20 protein-coding genes and 2 pseudogenes are annotated in these 18,929 nt (G+C 66.9%); 11 read left to right on the top strand and 11 right to left on the bottom strand.

Annotated features, from left to right (window positions below; genetic code table 11):
• Window positions 1-46: 46 nt before the first annotated feature.
• Window positions 47-1,783: a thiosulfohydrolase SoxB gene (gene soxB / locus KUD94_RS02200; RefSeq protein ID WP_218238283.1), complete on the top strand. Its 1,737-nt coding sequence runs from the start codon at window positions 47-49 to the stop codon at window positions 1,781-1,783.
• A 21-nt stretch (window positions 1,784-1,804) separates the two neighbouring features.
• Here the strand turns inward: soxB and KUD94_RS02195 are convergent, their stop codons facing one another.
• Entirely contained in the window at window positions 1,805-2,830 is a 1,026-nt protein-coding gene (locus tag KUD94_RS02195; protein WP_218238282.1) for an integron integrase, read from the bottom strand.
• Window positions 2,831-3,258: 428 nt separating this feature from the next.
• Here KUD94_RS02195 and KUD94_RS02190 point away from each other — a divergent pair, with 428 nt between their 5' ends.
• From KUD94_RS02190 to KUD94_RS02145, 10 genes are all read left to right on the top strand, one after another.
• Window positions 3,259-3,498 carry a DUF1010 domain-containing protein gene (locus KUD94_RS02190; RefSeq protein WP_218238281.1) on the top strand — a complete coding sequence of 80 codons (240 nt, stop codon included), beginning with the start codon at window positions 3,259-3,261 and terminating at the stop codon, window positions 3,496-3,498.
• Between the two features lie 362 nt (window positions 3,499-3,860).
• Window positions 3,861-4,067 (top strand): type II toxin-antitoxin system HicB family antitoxin, encoded by a 207-nt coding sequence (locus KUD94_RS02185; RefSeq protein WP_218238280.1) that lies wholly within the window; start codon window positions 3,861-3,863, stop codon window positions 4,065-4,067.
• A complete protein-coding gene (locus KUD94_RS14870; RefSeq protein ID WP_218238279.1) occupies window positions 4,060-4,287 on the top strand; it encodes a type II toxin-antitoxin system HicA family toxin in 228 nt (75 codons plus the stop codon). The genes KUD94_RS02185 and KUD94_RS14870 overlap by 8 nt, the downstream gene beginning before the upstream one ends.
• Before the next feature lie 137 nt (window positions 4,288-4,424).
• Window positions 4,425-4,721, top strand: coding sequence for a type II toxin-antitoxin system RelE/ParE family toxin (locus tag KUD94_RS02175; RefSeq protein ID WP_218238278.1), 297 nt, complete (start codon window positions 4,425-4,427; stop codon window positions 4,719-4,721).
• 3 nt (window positions 4,722-4,724) lie between these two features.
• The gene (locus tag KUD94_RS02170; RefSeq protein WP_218238277.1) at window positions 4,725-5,036 is read left to right on the top strand and encodes an addiction module antidote protein; all 312 of its coding nucleotides are present in this window, start codon (window positions 4,725-4,727) and stop codon (window positions 5,034-5,036) included.
• A 132-nt stretch (window positions 5,037-5,168) separates the two neighbouring features.
• Window positions 5,169-6,185 (top strand): hypothetical protein, encoded by a 1,017-nt coding sequence (locus tag KUD94_RS02165; RefSeq protein ID WP_218238276.1) that lies wholly within the window; start codon window positions 5,169-5,171, stop codon window positions 6,183-6,185.
• Entirely contained in the window at window positions 6,182-6,730 is a 549-nt protein-coding gene (locus KUD94_RS02160; protein WP_218238275.1) for a hypothetical protein, read from the top strand. Before KUD94_RS02165 ends, KUD94_RS02160 begins: the two co-directional genes overlap by 4 nt.
• A 79-nt stretch (window positions 6,731-6,809) precedes the next feature.
• Window positions 6,810-7,184 carry a hypothetical protein gene (locus KUD94_RS02155; RefSeq protein ID WP_218238274.1) on the top strand — a complete coding sequence of 125 codons (375 nt, stop codon included), beginning with the start codon at window positions 6,810-6,812 and terminating at the stop codon, window positions 7,182-7,184.
• Between the two features lie 296 nt (window positions 7,185-7,480).
• Window positions 7,481-9,427, top strand: coding sequence for a lamin tail domain-containing protein (locus KUD94_RS02150; protein ID WP_218238273.1), 1,947 nt, complete (start codon window positions 7,481-7,483; stop codon window positions 9,425-9,427).
• Complete coding sequence (locus KUD94_RS02145; protein WP_218238272.1) at window positions 9,385-10,125, top strand: hypothetical protein; 741 nt, start codon at window positions 9,385-9,387, stop codon at window positions 10,123-10,125. The genes KUD94_RS02150 and KUD94_RS02145 overlap by 43 nt, the downstream gene beginning before the upstream one ends.
• 142 nt (window positions 10,126-10,267) lie before the next feature.
• On the opposite strand, the gene KUD94_RS02140 is transcribed toward KUD94_RS02145, so the two are convergent.
• The 10 genes and pseudogenes from KUD94_RS02140 to bamA form a co-directional block, all read right to left on the bottom strand.
• Window positions 10,268-10,894: a DUF5610 domain-containing protein gene (locus tag KUD94_RS02140; protein ID WP_218238271.1), complete on the bottom strand. Its 627-nt coding sequence runs from the start codon at window positions 10,892-10,894 to the stop codon at window positions 10,268-10,270.
• Window positions 10,895-10,989: 95 nt separating this feature from the next.
• Window positions 10,990-11,556: pseudogene (locus KUD94_RS02135) on the bottom strand (TrmH family RNA methyltransferase); the annotation flags it as partial.
• Between the two features lie 306 nt (window positions 11,557-11,862).
• Window positions 11,863-12,054, bottom strand: a pseudogene (locus KUD94_RS14640) (RNA methyltransferase); the annotation flags it as partial.
• Window positions 12,051-12,692, bottom strand: a complete 642-nt coding sequence (gene rnhB, locus KUD94_RS02130; protein ID WP_370625906.1) for a ribonuclease HII — start codon at window positions 12,690-12,692, stop codon at window positions 12,051-12,053. The gene rnhB and the pseudogene KUD94_RS14640, both read right to left, overlap by 4 nt.
• A complete protein-coding gene (gene lpxB / locus KUD94_RS02125; protein WP_218238268.1) occupies window positions 12,646-13,788 on the bottom strand; it encodes a lipid-A-disaccharide synthase in 1,143 nt (380 codons plus the stop codon). Before lpxB ends, rnhB begins: the two co-directional genes overlap by 47 nt.
• A gap of 5 nt (window positions 13,789-13,793) precedes the next feature.
• On the bottom strand, window positions 13,794-14,582 hold the full coding sequence (lpxA, locus tag KUD94_RS02120) for an acyl-ACP--UDP-N-acetylglucosamine O-acyltransferase (protein WP_218238267.1): 789 nt from the start codon (window positions 14,580-14,582) through the stop codon (window positions 13,794-13,796).
• A gap of 15 nt (window positions 14,583-14,597) precedes the next feature.
• Entirely contained in the window at window positions 14,598-15,041 is a 444-nt protein-coding gene (fabZ, locus tag KUD94_RS02115) for a 3-hydroxyacyl-ACP dehydratase FabZ (protein WP_218238266.1), read from the bottom strand.
• On the bottom strand, window positions 15,038-16,039 hold the full coding sequence (gene lpxD / locus KUD94_RS02110) for a UDP-3-O-(3-hydroxymyristoyl)glucosamine N-acyltransferase (protein WP_218238265.1): 1,002 nt from the start codon (window positions 16,037-16,039) through the stop codon (window positions 15,038-15,040). The genes fabZ and lpxD overlap by 4 nt, the downstream gene beginning before the upstream one ends.
• 25 nt (window positions 16,040-16,064) lie before the next feature.
• Window positions 16,065-16,595 (bottom strand): OmpH family outer membrane protein, encoded by a 531-nt coding sequence (locus tag KUD94_RS02105; protein WP_218238264.1) that lies wholly within the window; start codon window positions 16,593-16,595, stop codon window positions 16,065-16,067.
• On the bottom strand, window positions 16,595-18,892 hold the full coding sequence (gene bamA / locus KUD94_RS02100) for an outer membrane protein assembly factor BamA (protein WP_218238263.1): 2,298 nt from the start codon (window positions 18,890-18,892) through the stop codon (window positions 16,595-16,597). The genes KUD94_RS02105 and bamA overlap by 1 nt, the downstream gene beginning before the upstream one ends.
• Window positions 18,893-18,929: the final 37 nt, after the last annotated feature.

Here is an 18,929-nt window from a genome sequence, read left to right as displayed (position 1 = left end):
CGGCCATCGCCGCCAGGGCCGTTCTCTTTGCCTGAAGGATCCCACCATGAACCTCACCAAACGCGAATTCCTGCAAGTCCTGGGCGCCGCCAGCGCCGCCGGCATGGGCCTGGGCAGCTACAGCCACGCAAGCGCCGCCACTGCGGCCGATGGCCTGTACGACATCCCGAAGTTCGGCAACGTCTCGCTCTTGCACATGACCGACTGCCACGCGCAGCTCAAACCGATCCATTTTCGCGAGCCCAGCGTGAACCTGGGCCTGGGCGACATGAAGGGCCGCCTGCCCCACCTGGTGGGCGAGCACCTGCTCAAGGCCGTGGGCGTGAAAAGCGGCACGCCCACCGCGCACGCCCTGACCTACCTGGACTTTGACCACGCCGCCGAGCGCTACGGCAAGGTCGGCGGCTTTGCCCACCTGGCCACGCTGGTCAAGCGCCTGCGCGCCAGCCGCCCCGGCGCGCTGCTGCTCGACGGCGGCGACACTTGGCAAGGCAGCGCCACGGCGCTGTGGACCAAGGGCCAGGACATGGTGGACGCCTGCAAGCTGCTGGGCGTGGACATCATGACCGGCCACTGGGAATTCACCTACGGCATGGAGCGCGTCAAGGAAATCATCGACAAGGACCTTGCGGGCAAGACCGAATTTTTGGCGCAGAACGTCAAGACCACCGACTTCGGCGACCCGGTGTTCAAGCCCTGGACGATGCGCGAGATCAACGGCGTGCCCGTGGCCATCATCGGCCAGGCCTTCCCCTACACGCCGATCGCCAACCCGCGCTACATGGTGGCCGACTGGGAATTCGGCATCCAGGACGAGCACCTGCAGGAGATGGTCGATGAGGCGCGCGCCAAGGGCGCCAAGCTCGTCATCGTGCTGAGCCACAACGGCATGGACGTGGACCTGAAGATGGCCAGCCGCGTCACCGGCGTGGACGCCATCCTGGGCGGCCACACCCACGACGGCATGCCCGTGCCCACCATCGTCAAGAACCCGTCCGGCCAGACCATCGTCACCAACGCCGGCAGCAACGGCAAGTTCCTCGGCGTGATCGACTTTGACGTAAAGGACGGCAAGCTCGCCGACTTCCGCTACCGGCTGCTGCCCATCTTTGCCAACATGCTGCCGGCGGACAAGGAGATGGACGCGCTCATCACCAAAATCCGCGCGCCCTACGAAGCCAAGCTGGCCGAACAACTCGCCGTCACCGAAGGCCTGCTCTACCGCCGCGGCAACTTCAACGGCACGGGCGACCAGCTCATCGTCGATGCGCTCATGGAGGTGCAAGGCGCGGACCTGGCCTTCTCGCCAGGCTTTCGCTGGGGCACCACGCTGCTGCCCGGCCAGGCCATCACGCGCGAATGGCTGATGGACATGACCGCCACCACCTACAGCTACGCCACGCTGACCGAAATGAAGGGCGAGATGATCAAGACCGTGCTGGAAGACGTGGCCGACAACCTCTTCAACCCCGACCCCTACTACCAGCAGGGCGGCGACATGGTGCGCGTGGGGGGCCTGGCCTACGCCTGCGACCCGACGGCCGACATGGGCCAGCGCATCAGCGACATGCGCCTGAAGGGCGAACTGATCGACCCGAACAAAACCTACAAGGTGGCCGGCTGGGCCCCCGTGGCCGAAGAAGCCGCCAAGGCCGGCAACCCCATGGTCTGGGACCAGGTCGAGCAATGGCTGAAGGCCCGCGGCGGCAAGGTGGCGCCGCGCAAGCTCAATCCGCCCAGGCTGACGGGGGGACTGCCCAATCCGGGGTATGCGGAGGGCTGAACACCTCTCGATGCCTTGCGATTACAAGGCATCGAGAGGGCTCAACACGCCCCGCCCGCCCTTGTTGAGCACATGCGTGTAGATCGCCGTCGTACTCACATCCGCGTGGCCCAGCAGCTCTTGCACCGTGCGAATGTCGTAGCCCGATTGCAGCAAATGCGTAGCAAACGAATGGCGCAGCACATGCGGCGAAACCGGCTTGACCATCTGGGCTCGCTTTGCCGCCTCGCGCACCGCCCGCTGCACCGATTCGGGGTAGACGTGGTGGCGCCGCTCCAGATGCTCGCCCGTGCGCGCATCCGGGCGCGGGTCCACCCCGCGCACCGGTGAGGGGAACACCCACTGCCACGCCCAGGCCTGGTCTGCGTTCGGATACTTCACCGCCAGCGCGTGCGGCAAATTCACCCGCCCCAGCCCCGCCTCCAGATCTTTCTCGTGCAACGCCCGCGCCTTGTGCAACTGCGCGCGCAAAGGCTGCATCAGGTTCTCGGGCAGCACCGTCACCCTGTCCTTGTCACCCTTGCCCTCGCGGATCACGATCTCGCGCCGCGCGAACTCCACATCCTTCACGCGCAGGCGCAGCGCCTCCATCAGCCGCATGCCCGTGCCGTAAAGCAGTTGCGCAATCAGCCCCGTCGTGCCATCCATGTGCGTCAAGAGCAACCGCACCTCGGCGGGTGTGAGCACCACCGGCAGCCGGCGCGGGCGCTTGGCCTGCACCACTTCATCGAGCCAAGCCAGCTCAACGCCCAACACCTGCCGGTAGAGGTACAGGATCGCCGCCTTCGCCTGGTTTTGGGTAGAGGCCGACACCTGCCTATCCACCGCCAGATGACTCAGGAATGCCTCCACTTCTCGTGCGCTCATCTCTTGCGGATGGCGCTTGTTGTGATACAGAATAAAACGTCGCACCCAATCCAGATAGGCCTGCTCGGTGCGGTAGCTGTAATGGCGCGTGCGCAGGTGGGTGCGCATGCGCTCCAGCAGCTTGGGTGGCCTGGGTGGGGCCGCAGCGCCATCTGGCGGAAGGGAGCTTGAGACATCCATCCGCAAAATTTTAGGTTTGCCTAAATGAAAGACAAGTCCGGGTTTACGAGAGGGTGGGCGGATGTTGCGGCATGTTATTGTTCAAGGAGGCGCTCCAAGAGCGTCGTCTAATTCCAGTTAGAGGGCGGCGATGCGTCATCGCATCGCCGTAAATCAGTTTACGGGGCAACGGGCTGAGAGGTGTATATGCAATCCTCGTCGTGCTCATACCACGAAGATATGCAGGTGAGATTCCTGCCGTTGCCCCACCAGTCTTTTGCGTCTGCGTCGTTGGCAAGTCGCGTGTGCGTCGCACACTACATAGCACGCAGCGGGCTGGCGCAGTCATACTGCACGGTGCCGCCGTCTAACACGGCGGTCAAGCGGACGGCGTACCGCCGCCGCTTACCTTTGCGTTAGTCCGCTCAGAAATCGCTTTATTCAAGCCCATGCTTTATTCACCGGCATTTATTTTCTCAAGCGTTTATCCGCTGGGTGTTTTGCCGCGTGCCGGGCTTCGCCTTGGGGTGCTGCGCCTGTTTCAAGCCTTTTTGGCCTCCAGCGCTTGCGCAGCGTGCGCTAGCAGCTATCTTTTTGCAAGCATTGCGCCGCCTCCGTGGCGCAGCGCTTTTTCGCAGTTCGTGCCCGTCGTCAAGTTGGGGTTTCCCTTTCTTGGCGTTCGGGTCTAACATTTCGTCGCAGCCGACCGCCTACGGCGTCGGCTGAACTCAGCCGTTAGGCCCTTCATATTCCGCTTTATGCAGGCCGCTATTCATTCCAGCGTTTCGTCTTTCTCAAGCGTATATTCGCTGGGGTTTTGGCGCTGCGCCAGGCTTCGCCTGCATACCTTGCACCAGTTTCAAGCTATTTTGGCCCCTAACCCTTGCGTAGCAAGCGCTAGCAGCTATCATCGTCGTAGCACCCGCGCCTTTCCAAGCGTCGGGTCTAACATTTCGGTCAAGCCGATCCGCCTACGGCGGCCGGCTTACCTCGCCCGTTAGATTGGCGCAAATTACCTACAATGGAACGACCACTATCCATGGAGCACACCATGCTTTTCACCGCTGTCCTTCTGCCAGCCCCTGAAGGCGGCTTCACGGCCCTGAATCCGGAAACCGGCACCACATCGCAAGGTGAAACGGTCGAGGAAGCGTTGGCGAACCTTCGGGAAGCCACCGAACTGTATGTGGAAGAGTTCCCGTCGGCAGCCTTTGGGCGCCCTCTGGTGACGACGTTCGAACTTCCTGCGCATGCCTGAGCTGCCCCATGTTTCGGGCACCCAAGCAGTCCGTGCGCTGGAACGTTTGGGCTTCTCTGTTGCGCGACGACGTGGCAGCCACATAGTCCTGCGTCGCGGCGCATCCGGCTGTGTCGTACCCAATCATCGCGAGCTGAAAGTCGGCACGTTGGCCGGAGCCCTCAAGCAAGCAGGCGTCACAGCAGAGGAATTCATGAATGCACTGCGTCGAAAAATCTAACATTGCGCTGCAGTTGACCGCCATTCCGCTTCGCGGGCTGCCGACAACTGAGCTTGCCCGTTAGATGGTACTTCTGCGGCCCTGTGGATGCGTGAACAATCGTTGACAAATAATGAACGAACGATTACAATTAATCCATGTACACGATTCAGCGCACGGAACAGTTTTCTGGCTGGCTGGATGGCTTGAAAGACCGGGTGGCGCGAGGTCGCCTTGTTCGTCGACTGGAGAAGGCGCAGCGCGGGCTGCTGGGTGACGTTCAGCATGTAGGCGAAGGCGTGTTTGAGATGCGCGAGTTCTTTGGCCCTGGCTGGCGCATGTACTACGTTCAGCGCGGCGCGGTGTTGATTGTGATGCTGGGCGGGGGCGACAAGTCCACCCAGCAGGCTGACATTGCTGCCGCGCAGACTTTGGCTGCAACCCTTGAGGAGTGAACGATGAAGAAGCCCGAAAAAATCAAGATCTCTGACCTGCCCGTGTTCGATGCTGCGGAGTACCTGAAGAGCGAAGAGGACATTGCCATTTACCTCACGCTGGCGATTGAAGAGAACGACCCTGCGGGCCTGGCTGATGCGCTGGGCACAATTGCACGCGCTCGCGGCATGACCGAGGTGGCGCGGGCTAGCGGGCTGACCCGCGAGGCGCTTTACAAGGCCCTGCGCCCCGGCAGCCATCCGCGCTTTGACACCATCGCCCGCGTGTGTGGAGCGTTGGGCGTGAAGCTGGTGGCGCAGCCAAGCCGTACTTAGACTGCCCCAAGCGCAAAAAATAGACTGTATGAAAATTGGCATCGCTTCATCCGGCTCCTCGTCGATCCGTGTGGAACACAACACCAATCATCGCCCGCGTGTAGCTCGCCGAATATTTTTTGATGCCTCTGCATGCCACCCCCAGCCAAACCCGCCAAGTCCAACCCCGAGCTCGAAGCCGCCATGGCGCAAGCACGCCAGGTCATTGGCTGTGACAACGACCGGGACTACACCAAAGTCCGCGAAATCTGGGCCCGAGAGCCGCAGCGCAGCCTGCAACCCGCGGCCATCCGGGATCCGTCCGACTACGCTGGGCAGGAGCGCCTGAGCATCGCCTGCACGCAAACCGACTTGCCGGCCAAAAAGCAGGCGGCACTGGTGCAGCAATGGTGTGAGTTGCTGCCGACGCTGACCCAAGTGCGCTGGCTGTACTTCATGACCCGCGTGCCGCAGCCGCTGTTTGATGCGGCCTGCCGGATGCCGGGGCTGGTTGGCTTGTACATCAAATGGAGCGGCATTGAATCGCTGGAGCCGCTGACACGGCTTCGGGACTTGCAGTACTTTCATCTCGGCGAATCAGCCAGCGTTTCATCCATCGCGCCGCTGGCGCAAATGAAGTCACTCAAATGGTTGCAGCTTGACGGCCTGCGCAAGATTGAAAGCCTGGAGCCGCTGCGCCACCTGAGCACCTTGGAGGGGCTGGGCTTCGTCAGCGCCGAATCCCGCGTGCATGTGGTGGACAGCTTCGAGCCGCTTTCGGCGCTGACCCGGCTCCAATGGCTGAATCTGGGGCCGCGCCCCGCAAGGCTGGGCTTGCAGCCCCTGCATGCGCTCAAGGGCCTGGAGTATCTCGGCTTACCCAACAAGTACAGCGTGCATGAGTTTGCCGAGTTGTCGCTGCATGTGCCAGCGCATGTCTGTGAACGGCTGCAACCCTTCATGCGCTTTCATTGCAGCGTCTTTCCCTGCAAAACCTGCCAGTCCAACTGGCTGGTGCTCACCAGCGGCAAGGGCAGTCGGCTGCTGTGCCCCACCTGCGATACCGAAAAACTGGCGCGCCACATGATCATCTTTCGCAAGGCGGTGGGGGCGGCGCAGGCTGCTGCCCGCTCGCCCTCGCATGACCACGGTGCAGGAGGCAGTGCATGACGATTACCTCGCGAGAACTCTACGCCGAGCTGCGCCGCGCGCTTGGCCCCGCGCTGCAGGCGCGCGGTTTCGAGCCGCTGGCCTCGGGCACGCTGGCCTACACCCGGCCGGCGGGGCCCGGGGCGCTCACGCTCTGGTTTCAGGCCGACCGCTACGGCTGGGACGCGCTGTGGGGCTCGCGCTTCACGCTGGAGCTGCAACTGGCGGATGAGGCCGCAGCGGGCGCTGCCGCCATCGCGCAGCGCGCACGCTACTTTCACCTGCTGACACCCGAGCAGCGCGAGCAGGTGCGGCTGCGCAACAACGCGGTCACCCTGCAATTGCCCGGCACCGCCGCCCATGCACAGGTCGTGGTGCCGGACGAGGACGGCGAGGACGTCGTGGTCTTTGGCGTGGTCGTGCAGCACCAACCGCATCCGGCGGGCGCGGACGTGTGGATGCACTACGGTGCGCTGGCCGACATCACCGCGTGGGCGCAGTTTCTGGACGGCGCGCTCGATGCCATGGTGCAGGCTCTGGGCGCGGCGCAAACCGCCACGCGCTGAGCTGGGCAGCGCGGGCGGCGGCAGGCACAATCCACGGCGTCGTGCCCTGCGGGGCGCTTGGCAGGGCGGAGGGCAAATCATGGTTCTGATGGTCTTTGGCGCGCTGGTCATGGCGCTGGGGGTGTTCTGCGGCGCGGTGCTGGCGCTGGCGCCGCTGGGCCTGGCCCCGGCAACGGCGGACATGGCGCTGTGGGCGCTGTTTCCGCTGCTGTCCATCACCGGCTTCGTGCTGCTGGCGATGGCGGGGCGCTCGGGGCAGGTGCGCAACTTCACTTTTGCAGCGGGCTGCGTGCTGCTGGCGCTGGCGCTGGCGGCCGTGGCGGGCATCGTGCTGTCGGCCATGGGGTTGTTCACGCCCGTGGCCAGCACCGCGCCGCTGTGGTATGTGCTGGCAGTGGCCGGGCTGCTGGGCATTGCGGCGACGGCGGCCGGGCATTCTGTGCAGCAGCGCTGAAGAGCGGGCGCCGCGCGGCTCGCCGGGCCGTGTGCTCGCGGTTTCGCTACTTAAAATAGAGCTGGAAGCGCTTGCCTGCAAAGCGCCAGAGGCACTTTTGATGCCTATTCTCTGGCGTCGGTGCAAAACCGCCTGCCCGGCCGCAATCGGCGCCTGACGCCCGGCGCGCCCCCTTCGCCGACGCCGCCCTACATTCGCTTACACTGCGTTACCACGCCGGGCGCTGGCTGCTGCAAGCCGGCAGCTATCGGGCTGCAGCCAGCACCCCAAACCCGCCCCCGAAAGGCCAGACACGCATGCCCTCTTCTCCTGCCCGCGCCAGCCGCCCGCGCCTTGGCTCCTGGCTGCTGCCCCCGCTTCTGGCATGCGTGCTGGCCGCCTGCGGCGACAGCGGCGGATTTCTGGTGATTTCCGAAGTGTCGGCCAACGGCGCGCCCGATGACGCCGCCTGGGTCGAGATCTACAACCCGTCGCGCTACCCTGTGCGTCTGGCCGATTACCAGTTGCGCACCAGCGCCAGCGACGGTGAGGCGGCGCAGGACCCCGCGCAGCCGCACACCTTCGCGCTGCCCGACGTAAGCGTGCCCAGCCACGGCCTGCTGGTGCTGGCCGCCGCTACCAGGGTGAGCAGTTGGTCGCACGACACCGATCAGATCGTTCACGTCAAGGACGGCGCGCTCAGCCCATGGTGGGGCAGCAGCGGCTTCGTCGAGCTGGTGCAGGGCGGCGCCAGCGCCGACTTCGTGCGCTTTGGCGACAGCAGCACCGCGCCGCTGAGCGAAGGCGCCTGGAGCGGCCCCAACCTGGCGGCCTTGCCCGCGGGCAAGCTGGCCTATGGCCGCTCCATCGTGCGGCCCATGCCCCAGGGCGCGCCGCCAACGCTGGGGCAGGGCGCCAGCCACTGGGCGCAGGTGAACTTCGCCACGCCGGCCGGCGTGAACGACGTGGCCGCGGGCGTGATCGATTCCGATGGCGACGGCATCCCCGACAGCGCCAAGCAGCCCGGCGGCAGCTACGGCGGGCTCGACTTGTACGCCATGGGCGCGCGCGCGGGCCAGCGCGGCATCTTCATGCAGATCGACTACATGGCCGACCCGGGCGACGGTCGCCACGACCCCATGCTCAGACCCCGCAAGGAAGCGCTGCAAAAGGTGGTCGATGCCTTTGCCCGCAGCCCCACGCGCGGCAAACCCTATGCGCTGCACATCGATGTGGGCGCGCTGTACGCGCCCGACTTCAGCCCGGCGGATTTCAACCTGGGCGGCGGCAAGGAGGTGGCCTTTCACCCCTGCCTGGCCGTGCCATCCAAGCTCGACCCCTATGGCTGGATAGGCACGGTGCCCGAGGGCTGCCGCAGCATCCATGCCTACAAGAGCGAGGGCTTCGACCTGCGCCGACGCCTGGTGTTTCACTACGCGATCTTCGGCAACTCGCAACAAGCCGACGGCTCGCCGGGCTCGTCGGGCCTTGCCGAGCTTTATGGCAACGATTTCATCGTGACGCTGGGCTCGCTGGACGTGGCCGGCGCCGAAACGCCCCCGGCACCGCAAACCCCGGCGCAGGAACACCGCCTGATCAACACCCAGGCGGGCACGCTGATGCACGAGTTCGGCCACAACCTGGGCCTGGGCCACGGCGGCGACGACCTGATGACCAACTACAAGCCCAATTACCTGAGCATCATGAACTACCTGCACCAGATGACGGGGCTGAGTGCCTCCTTCACCGACGCGCGCGCGGCCGAGCGCTACCTGCTCGACACCCAAGACGAGGGCAGCGCGCGGCGCTACGTGCTGTGCGAGCGCCCCGGCGGCAACCCGCCCGGCGTGGTGACGGTGAGCAATTCGCCCTGCACGGCCGACTTCAGGCTGGACTATTCCGACGGCAGCGGCCAGCCGCTCGATACCGCGCGACTGCACGAGGGTTTGAACCTCGGGCGCGGCAGCGACCCGGGCGCGTTTGCCGACTGGAACCACAACGGCGTGCAAGACGCCGCGCCCTATGCGCTGTGCCTGAACCCGCAGAATTTCGGCGGCTACGCAGACTGCCCCGCAGGCCAGGTGCTGACCGACTTCAACGACTGGGACAACCTGGTGCTGCCCTTCTCGCGCTACTACAGCGGCAGCAACAACGGCGCGCCGCTGCAAACCCTGAACAAGAGCGCGCACACCCCGGCGCCCGCACCGCGTCACCCGCGGCAATGGATCGTCGAAACCAGTACACCGAGCGGCTGGCGCCAGTGAGCGCGGCGAACGCCCGGGGCAGTCAGCCCGCGTCCCGCATGCGCAGGGCGACAGCCGGCGATGGCCGCCCCGTCCGCCTGTCCGCCGCCCTTGCGCTGGCACTAGCGGCCGGCGCCAGCGCCCTGCCCGCCCAAGGCGCGCCGCTGCGCCTGAGCGGCCTGCGCGCGGGCGAACCGCTGCAAGCGGCGCCGGCGCAGCCGCAACTGGACGGGCAGCGCATGCTGCTACCACTGGGCAGCGCCGGCGCGCTGCGCATTCAGCCCTGGCCGATGGAGCTGCCCGCGCAGCTTGGGCCGCAGCAGCTGCGCGGTGAACTGCGCCCACTACCCGCCGGGCCGATGGCGTGGCTGGAGTTCACGCGCGAGGGCGAGGACCAGGCCTGGCTGGTGCTGGGCAGCGGCACCCGCTCAGGCCAGCCGCTCTGGGGCGGCTGGCGGCTGCAGCTGGCGCAGGGGCGCTGGTCGGCACGGCGCGGGCCAGAACACCTGGCGCTTGCCAGCGGCGCGCCGGTTTTACTGCAGGCTGAGGGCAGGCAATGGTGCTTTTATTTGCTGGACGCGCGCGTGCCGCCCTCGGCGCAGTGGGCGGCCTTGCATGAGCGGGAGGCACAGGCCGACTGGGCGATGCAGCGCCTGCAGGACGCTGCGCAAACCTGCGAAGCGACACCCGGCAGTCGCAGCGAGATTCAGCAGAAATAATAGCTGCTGGCGCTTGCGTATCAAGGGCTAGAGGCCGCTTTTTATCGGAATTCAGACCAGCAGCCGCTGGCCGGCGCTGCTCCGAAGGTTTGCCACGCCGCAGACCGCCCCAGGCTGGGTGCGCGACGTGCGATGGGCTTGTTCAGCGCTGCCCCGAATCCTGCGCAGCGCCGCTTGCAGCAGCCTCACCGCCCAGCGCAGCCAGGCGGTGTGCCAGAAAGTCGTCATAGCCTTGCTGCACCAGCGCGTAGGTTTGTTGCACGGCGTCGGCAATCGTGCTGCCCTCGTCCATCACGCCCAGGCCGCTCAAGATCTCCCGGGCCTCGCCATAGCCTTGCTCGAAGCCGGAGCGGATCAGCTTCATGAAGTTGCGCACCACAGCTTCGGGGTCTTCGCCTGCGTGCTGCGCGGCGTAGCGGTCGAAGAAGGCGGTGGACAGCGCGACGATGCGCCCGGCGGTCGCCGCAGGGCTGTGGTCTTGCGCCGACACCGCCTGCAGCGCACCGGGGCCGAATTCGGGCGCGAGCAGTTCGTTGATGCGATCGATCGCGCTGCGGTAGAGCAGCGCGCTGGCGTCATCGCCCGCCTTGAGCGAAACCTCCAGCGAGGCCTGCAGGATCTGCGCGTTCAGCCGCGTGCGCGGGTCCTGGGGCGCGGCGTCGGCCACGGACTCGGCGGCGGCGGGCGGCAAGTCGGACGCGGTGGATGGCAGGCGGGCGGGAGGCAGGGGCTGGGCCGCTGCCGCGCCCAGAGCGGAAAGGGTGGCCATGGCAAGACTCCGGCTGAACGGGGGAACTGAACTGTCTTATCGGCGCTTTTCCGGCTTTCTTGAGGGCCGATCCGTGCCAGCGCAGAGCGCGCCGCTCAGCGCGCTGCGCCGGCCTGCTGCGCCGCGCTGGCGTGCAGGCAGATCGCCGCGGCCGCGGCGACGTTGAGCGACTCCTCGCCGCCCGGTTGCACGATGCGTATCTGCTGGGCCGCGCGCGCTTGCAGCTCGGCCGACACCCCCTGCCCTTCATGCCCCAGCAGCCAGCCGCAAGGCCAGGGCAGCCGAGCGCGGTGCAGCCACTGGCCATGGTGCGAGCTGGTGGCAAGCAAGGGCACGGCAAGCGCGTCCAGCGCGGCGGGGTCCAGCCCTTCTGCCAGCCGCAGCGCAAAGTGCGCGCCCATGCCCGCGCGCACGACCTTGGGCGACCACAGCAGCGCCGTGCCCTTGAGCGCTGCAATCTGCGTGAAGCCAAAGGCCGCGCTGCTGCGCAGGATGGAGCCGACGTTGCCCGCGTCCTGCACGCGGTCCAGCACCACGGTGGGGGCGCCGGGCAGCAGCGCGGGGGCACCGGGCAGGGTGAGGACATAGCCCATGCCCTCGGGCGATTCCAGCGCGGTGAATTCGCGCCAGAGGGTGTCGGTGACGACTACTATTTTGATAGCTACTGGCGCTGGTGGAACATGCGTTTGGGACTGATTTTGCTTTGAATATCCGCCTAGGGCTGCGGGAGGCAGGCCCTCACCCCTGCCCTCTCCCAGAGGGAGAGGGGGGAAATCCCGGGCGGCCGATTGGCTTGTGCCCCATGATTCGGGCTGTGCTGCGAGAGGCTGGCCCTCACCCCTGCCCTCTCCCAGAGGGAGAGGCGACAAATCCGGCGCGGCCGATCGCCCTCGCCCCTTTGGGGAGAGGGAGGGGTGAGGGGCCTGTCCCTGCCCGGTGAAGGAAGCATGATCAGCCCCCCGCGCGCGCCAGGCAGACTCGGCGTAGACCACCAGCTCTGGCCGCCAACCCCGCAGCCGCGCAGCGTTGCACAAGTGCTCGCCCTCGATCCACACCCTGCCCTGCTTGCGGTAGGCGCTGCTCTCCTGCGCCAGGCGGCGCAGTTGCTTGATGAGCGGGTTGTCGCGCGACTGGATGAAGATGGGCTGCAGCGGCTTCATCGCAACTCCAGAACGCGCGCCACGGGGGCGAAGGAGCGCCGGTGCTCCGGGCAGGCGCCGTGTCGGGCCAGCGCGCTCAGGTGCTCGGCCGTGCCGTAGCCCTTGTGCCGGTCAAAGCCGTAGTGCGGGTAGCGCGCATGCAAGTCAGCGCACCAGCGGTCGCGTGTGACCTTGGCGAGGATGGAGGCGGCGGAGATCGCGGCCACGCGGGCATCGCCCTTGACGATGGCCTCGGCCGGCATGGCCAGGCGCGGCAGGCGGTTGCCATCGACCAGCACGCGTGCGGGCTGCGTGGCCAGGCCCTCGACCGCGCGGCGCATGGCCAGCAGCGTGGCCTGCAGGATGTTCAGGCGGTCGATCTCTTCGCGGCTGGCCTGGGCAACGCAAAAGCACAAGGCCTGCGCCTGAACCTGCGCAAACAGCGCTTCGCGCCGCGCCGCGCTCAAGGCCTTGGAGTCGGCCAGGCCGGCGATGGGGCGCGCGGGGTCCAGCACGACGGCCGCAGCCACCACCGGGCCGGCCAGCGGGCCGCGTCCGGCCTCGTCCACGCCGGCGATGAGGCCGGGGGCGCTGAAGTCCAGCGTGGCCTGCTCAGGCAAGCAGGCCTCCGATGGCGTCGGCGGCCAGGCGCGCGGTATCGCGGCGCAGGCTTTCGTGCAGCGCGGTGAAGCGCTGGCGCAGCGCATCCACCCGCTCGGGCGCGTGCAGCCATTGCAGCAGTGCATCGGCCAGCGCGCGCGGCGTCGCGGCGTCCTGCAGCAGCTCGGGCACGACAAAGTCCTGGCACAAGATGTTGGGCAGGCCCACCCAGGGCTGAAGCTGCTTCGGCCGCATCATGCGATGGCTCAGCGGATGCACGCGGTAGGCGATGACCATGGGGCGCTTGAACAGCGCCGCTTCCAGCGTGGCAGTGCCGCTGGCGATCAGGCTCAGGTCGCAGGCGGCCAGCACCTCGTGAGAGCGGCCGGGGACGATGGCGACGCGAGCGGCCATGCCGGTCTGCTCGGCCACCCGGCGCAGGCCTTGTTGCAGCGCCGGCACCGCAGGCACTACGATTTGCATAGCTGGTTGCGCTTGCTGTACAAGGGCCGCGGCCTGAAAGAACACCGAAGCCAGATGGGCGACCTCGCCACGGCGGCTGCCGGGCAGCACGGCCAGCACCGGCGCGTCGGGCGAGAGACCGAGCGTCGCGCGGGCGGCGGCGCGGTCGGGCAGCATGGGGATGACGCTGGCCAGCGGATGGCCGACGTAGCTGGCCGCGACGCCGTGGCGCGCGAGCAGCTCGGGCTCGAAGGGAAACAGGCAGAGCACGTGGTCGGCCGCGGCGCGGATTGTCTCCACGCGCTCGGGCCGCCAGGCCCAGATCGAGGGGCAGACAAAGTGCGCGGTCTTGATGCCGGCGCTGCGCAGGCGCGCCTCCAGCCCGAGGTTGAAGTCGGGCGCGTCCACGCCGATGAAGACATCGGGGCGCTGCGCGAGCAGGCGCGCGCGCAACTGGCTGCGTATGCGCACGATGCCCGCCAGGCGCCAGAGCAGCTCGGGGCTGAAGCCGTGCACCGCCAGACGCTCGCTGTCCCACCAGGCGTCAAACCCCTGCTGCGCCATGCGCGGCCCGCCTATGCCGACGCTCGCCAGGCCCGGCCAGCGCGCGCGCATGCCGCCCAGTAGCAAGCCGGCGAGCAGGTCGCCCGAGGTTTCGCCCGCGACCATCGCGATGCGCGGGCTGCCCTGCATGGCCTTCAGCGCACGATGCCGCGCGTGGCGCTGCGCAAAAATTCGCTCAGCAGCGTCAGGTCGGCCTCGGATTCGGGATGCGTGCCCGCAAGCTCGTCGATCTGCGCCAGCGCCTGGGCCAGCGTATGGCCTTCGCGGTAGAGCACGCGGTAGGCGAGCTTGAGCAGCGCGATGCGCTCGGCCGAGAAGCCGCGCCGACGCAGCCCCTCGACGTTGAGCCCGCGCACCGCCAGCGGATGGCCGTCCACCAGCATGAAGGGCGGCACATCCTGCGCGATGTGGCTGCCAAAACCGGCCATGACGTGCGCGCCGATGTGGGTGAACTGGTGCACGCCGCTCAGGCCGCCGACGATGGCCCAGTCGCCCACCTGCACGTGGCCGGCAAGCTGGGCGCTGTTGGCGAGGATGGTCTGGTTGCCCACCACGCAGTCGTGCGCGATGTGCACGTAGGCCATGATCCAGTTGTCGTCGCCTATGGTCGTCTCGCCCCGATCCTGCGCGGTGCCGAGGTTGAAGGTGCAGAACTCGCGGATGGTGTTGCGCGCGCCAATCGTGAGGCGCGTGGGCTCGCCCGCGTACTTCTTGTCCTGCGGCACCGCGCCGAGCGAGCAGAACTGGAAGATTCTGCAGTCCTCGCCTATCCGCGTGTCGCCCTCGATCACGCAGTGCGCGCCCACGCTGGTGCGCGCGCCCAGGCGCACCTGCGGGCCGATCACGGCATAGGGGCCAACGCTGACGCCGGGGCCGATTTCTGCCGCCGGATCGATCAGGGCCGTGGAGTGAATCAGGCTCACGTCAGCCGCGCCGCGTCATTCACCGACGTGGCGCATGGTGCACATGAGCTGGGCCTCGGCCGCCACTTCATCGCCCACGCGGCCCACGCCGTTGAACTTCCAGACGCCGCCGCGCACGCGGTCGATGCTGATGTCCAGGATGAGCTGGTCGCCAGGCTCCACCGGCCGCTTGAAGCGCGCGCCGTCGATGCCGACAAAGTAGTAGATGTTGTTCTCGTCGGGCACCTGGCCCATGGCGTCAAAGGCGAGCAGGCCCGCGGCCTGGGCCAGGGCTTCGAGGATGAGCACGCCGGGCATGACCGGGCGGCCGGGGAAGTGGCCGGTGAAATACGGTTCGTTGAAGGTGACGTTCTTGATCGCGCGGATGCGCTGGTTGCGCTCCAGCTCCAGCACCTTGTCCACCAGCAGAAAGGGATAGCGGTGCGGCAATTGCTTGAGTATGTAGTGAATGTCCATCATTGTTCTTGCGACCCGGTGTCGTCCTGCCGTTGTTGTTCCAGGGCCTTCACGCGTTCGCGCAGCCGGTACAGCTGGCGCAGCGTGGCGGCATTCTTTTCCCAGTGCGCATTGTCATCCATGGGGAAGACGCCGGTGTAATGGCCGCCGGGTTCGGTGATCGAGCGCATCACCACGGTGTTGGTCGAGATGTGCGTGCGCTCGGCAATGCTCAGGTGACCGATGATGGAGGCCGCGCCCGCAATGGTGCAGTGCGCGCCTATCGTGGTGCTGCCGGCCACCGCGGTGCAGCCGGCCATGGCGGTGTGGCGCCCGATGCGCACGTTGTGCGCGATCTGGATCAGGTTGTCGAGCTTGACGCCGTCCTCGATGACGGTGTCATCGAGCGCGCCGCGATCTATGCAGGTGTTGGCACCGATCTCCACGTCGTCGCCGATCACCACCGCGCCGAGCTGCTCGATCTTGAGCCAGGCCCCGCCCTCGGGAGCAAAGCCGAAGCCGTCCGCGCCGATCACCACGCCGGGGTGCAGGATGCAGCGCGCGCCGATGCGGCAGCGCTCGCCCACGCTCACGCGCGACTTCAGCACGCTGTGCTCGCCCACCACCGCGCCGCGCTCGATCACGCACAGCGGCCCTATGCTGGCGCTGGCGGCCACGCGCGCCTCGGGGTGAACCACGGCGCTCGGATGGACGCCCGCCACGGGCGCAAGACCTTGCGAGCGCGCCCACAGCTGCGTGGCGCGCGCAAAGTAGGCGTAGGGGTCTGGCGTGACGATGCAGGCGCCGCGCGCCAGCGCCTGCGCGCGCAGCGCCGGCGAGACGATGACGCAGGCGGCGCGGCTCGCGGCCAGCTGCGCCGCATAGCGCGGGTTGTTCAGAAAGGAAAGCTCGGCCGGCCCGGCCGATTGCAACGGCGCGATGCGCTCGATGCGCGTGTCGCGCGCGCCCCCTTCAAGGCTGCCGCCCAGGGCATCGACGATGTCACCCAGGCGCAAGCTCACGCCCCGACCCCCAGGCGCGGGCCGCCTATTTGGCCCCGTTGCCGTTCATGGCCTTGAGGACCTTGTCGGTGATGTCGTGCTTGGGGTTGACGTAGACGGCTTCCTGCAGGATGACGTCGTAGTTCTCCGATTCGGCAAGCTGGCGCACCACGCGGTTGGCCTTGTCCAGCACCTGGGCGAGCTCTTCGTTCTTGCGCGCGTTCAGGTCTTCCTGGAATTCGCGGTTCTTGCGCTGCAGCTCACGGTCCTGGTCGGCGAGCTGGCGCTGGCGGGTCTGGCGCTGGCTCTCCGACATGGTCGGCGCCTCGCGCTCGAACTTGTCCGAAGCGCTCTTGAGCGACGCGGCCGAGTCGCGCAATTCCTTGTCGCGCTTGGAAAACTCCGCCTCCAGCTTGGCTTGCGCGGCCTTGGCCGGTTCGGCTTCGCGCAGGATGCGGTCGGTATTGACGAAGCCGGCCTTGAAGCTTTGCGCCTGGGCTGCCACCGGAGCGGCGGCCAGGCAGGCAAGAACGGCAAGGATGGAAAGACCGCGAGAGAGTTGGGTTTTGACGAGCATTAGAAAGAGGTTCCGATCTGGAATTGCAGGCGCTGGATTTTATCGCCCGGGAACTTGCGTATCGGCTGGCCCCAGGCCAGGCGCAGCGGCCCCAGCGGCGAGATCCAGCTCAGGCCCACGCCGACCGAGGCACGCAGGTCGCGCAGCGACCAGGGTTCGTTGTCGCCATAGACATTGCCCACGTCGAGGAAGGTGAACCAGCGCAGCGTGCGGTCGTTACCGGCGCCGGGAAACGGCGCCATGAACTCGGTGTTGAAGGTGATCTTCTTGGTGCCGCCCAGGATGGCGCCGGTCACGTCACGCGGCCCCAGCGTGCCCTGGTCGAAGCCGCGCACCGAGCCCAGGCCGCCCGAGAAATAGTTCTTGAACACCGGGAAGGGCCGCCCGCCCAGGCCTTTGCCGTAGTCGATCTCGCCGTTGAAGGCCAGGGTGTAGCGCTTGGTCAGCGGGATGTACTGCTGGTACTGGTAGCCGGCGCGCGCATAGCGGGCATCACCGGCGAGCGACATTTCGGCGGTCACGCGCTGCAGCCGCCCGGAGTTGGGCGCGAGCGCGCTGTCGCGGTCGTCGCGCGACCAGCCGAGCGTGAGCGGCACCGAGAAGCTGGAGCTGCCGTAGCGGTCGGCATAGGCAAGATAGGCGGCGGGGATGTTGGTGCCGGCCTTGATGCGCGTGCGCTCCAGGCCAATGCCGAAGTAGACCGTATCGACTTCGCTGAAAGGCACGCCGAACTTGACGCTGCCGCCCTCGGTCACCAGGCTGTAGTCGCCGCCCTGGTACTGGTAGGGGCGCTGGGTGCGGTAGTAGAAGTCCAGCGTGCGCGAAATGCCGTCCCGGGTGAAATACGGGTCGGTAGTGGAGACCACCAGCGTGCGGTTGTACTTGCCGGTGTTGACGTCTATGCCCAGGGTGTTGCCCGAGCCGAAGACGTTGTCCTGCTTGATGCCGAAGGTGAGCGAGAGTTTTTCGGCGGTGGAATAGCCCGCGCCCAGCTGGATCATGCCGGTGGGCTTTTCGGTCACGTGCACCAGCAGGTCCACCTGGTCGGGCGCGCCCGGCACCTCCTGGGTCTCGACGGTGACTTCGGTGAAATAGCCCAGGCGGTCCACCCGGTCGCGCGAGAGCTTGATCTTGTCGCCGTTGTACCAGGAGGCCTCGTACTGGCGGAATTCGCGGCGGATGACTTCGTCGCGCGTGCGGTTGTTGCCGTCCAGGTTGATGCGGCGCACGTAGGCACGGCGCGAAGGATCTGCCCGCAATTCGAGCTGCACGCGGTTGTTCTCGCGGTCGATCTCGGGCACCGCCTCCACGCGCGCAAAGGCAAAGCCGAAGCTGCCGAAGTGGTCGGTGAAGGCCTTGGTGGTGTCGGCCACCTGGTCGGCGTTGTAGGGCTCGCCGGGCTTGATCGTGACCAGGGTCTTGAACTCGTCTTCGCGATCCAGGTAGTTGCCCGCCAGCGTCACGCCAGAGACCACGTAGCGCGGCCCTTCGGTGATGTTGACGATGATGGAGATGGACTGCTTGTCCGGCGACATCGCCACCTGCGTGGAGTCGATGCGAAACTCCATGTAGCCGCGCGCCAGGTAGTAGGTGCGCAGGGTTTCCAGGTCGGCGTTGAGCTTGGCGCGCGAATAGCGGTCGCTCTTGGTGTACCAGCTCAGCCAGCCGCCGGTGTCGAGGTCAAACAGGTCGGTGAGCGTGGATTCGCTGAAGGCGTGGTTGCCGACGATGCTGATGTCCTTGATGCGCGCGGGCTCGCCCTCGTTCACCGTGAAGGTGACGTTCACGCGGTTGCGCTCCACCGGCGTGACGGTGGTCACCACTTCAGCGCCGTACAGGCTCTTGTTGATGTACTGGCGCTTGAGCTCTTGCTCGGCGCGGTCTGCCAGCGCCTTGTCAAAGGCGCGGCCCTCGACCATGCCGACCTCGCGCATGGCCTTTCTGAGCTGTTCCTTGTCGAACTCCTTGATGCCGGAGAACTCGACCTCGGCCACCGTGGGGCGCTCTTCAACTACCACCACCAGCACATTGCCCTGGGCTTCGAGCTTGACGTCCTTGAACAGGCCGAGCGCAAACAGCGCGCGGATCGCGGCCGCGCCCTTCTCGTCGGTGTATTCGTCGCCGATGCGCAGCGGCAGCGACGCGAAAATGGTCCCCGGCTCGACGCGCTGCAGGCCGTCGACGCGGATATCCTGCACCTTGAATGGCTGCAGCGCCCAGGCTGCCTGCGCCACGATGACCAGGGAAGCGGCGGCCAAGGCGGTGCGCACTCCCAAACGAGGAAAAAGTGTTTTCATGAATGAGGTGTGCTGGCCGCCGCACGATGGCGCCCGC

Source organism: Comamonas sp. NLF-1-9, assembly GCF_019195435.1.
Lineage (GTDB): Bacteria > Pseudomonadota > Gammaproteobacteria > Burkholderiales > Burkholderiaceae_C > Comamonas_C.
The sequence above is the reverse complement of the archived record's forward strand: the minus strand, read 5'-3'. Positions and strand labels throughout refer to the sequence as shown.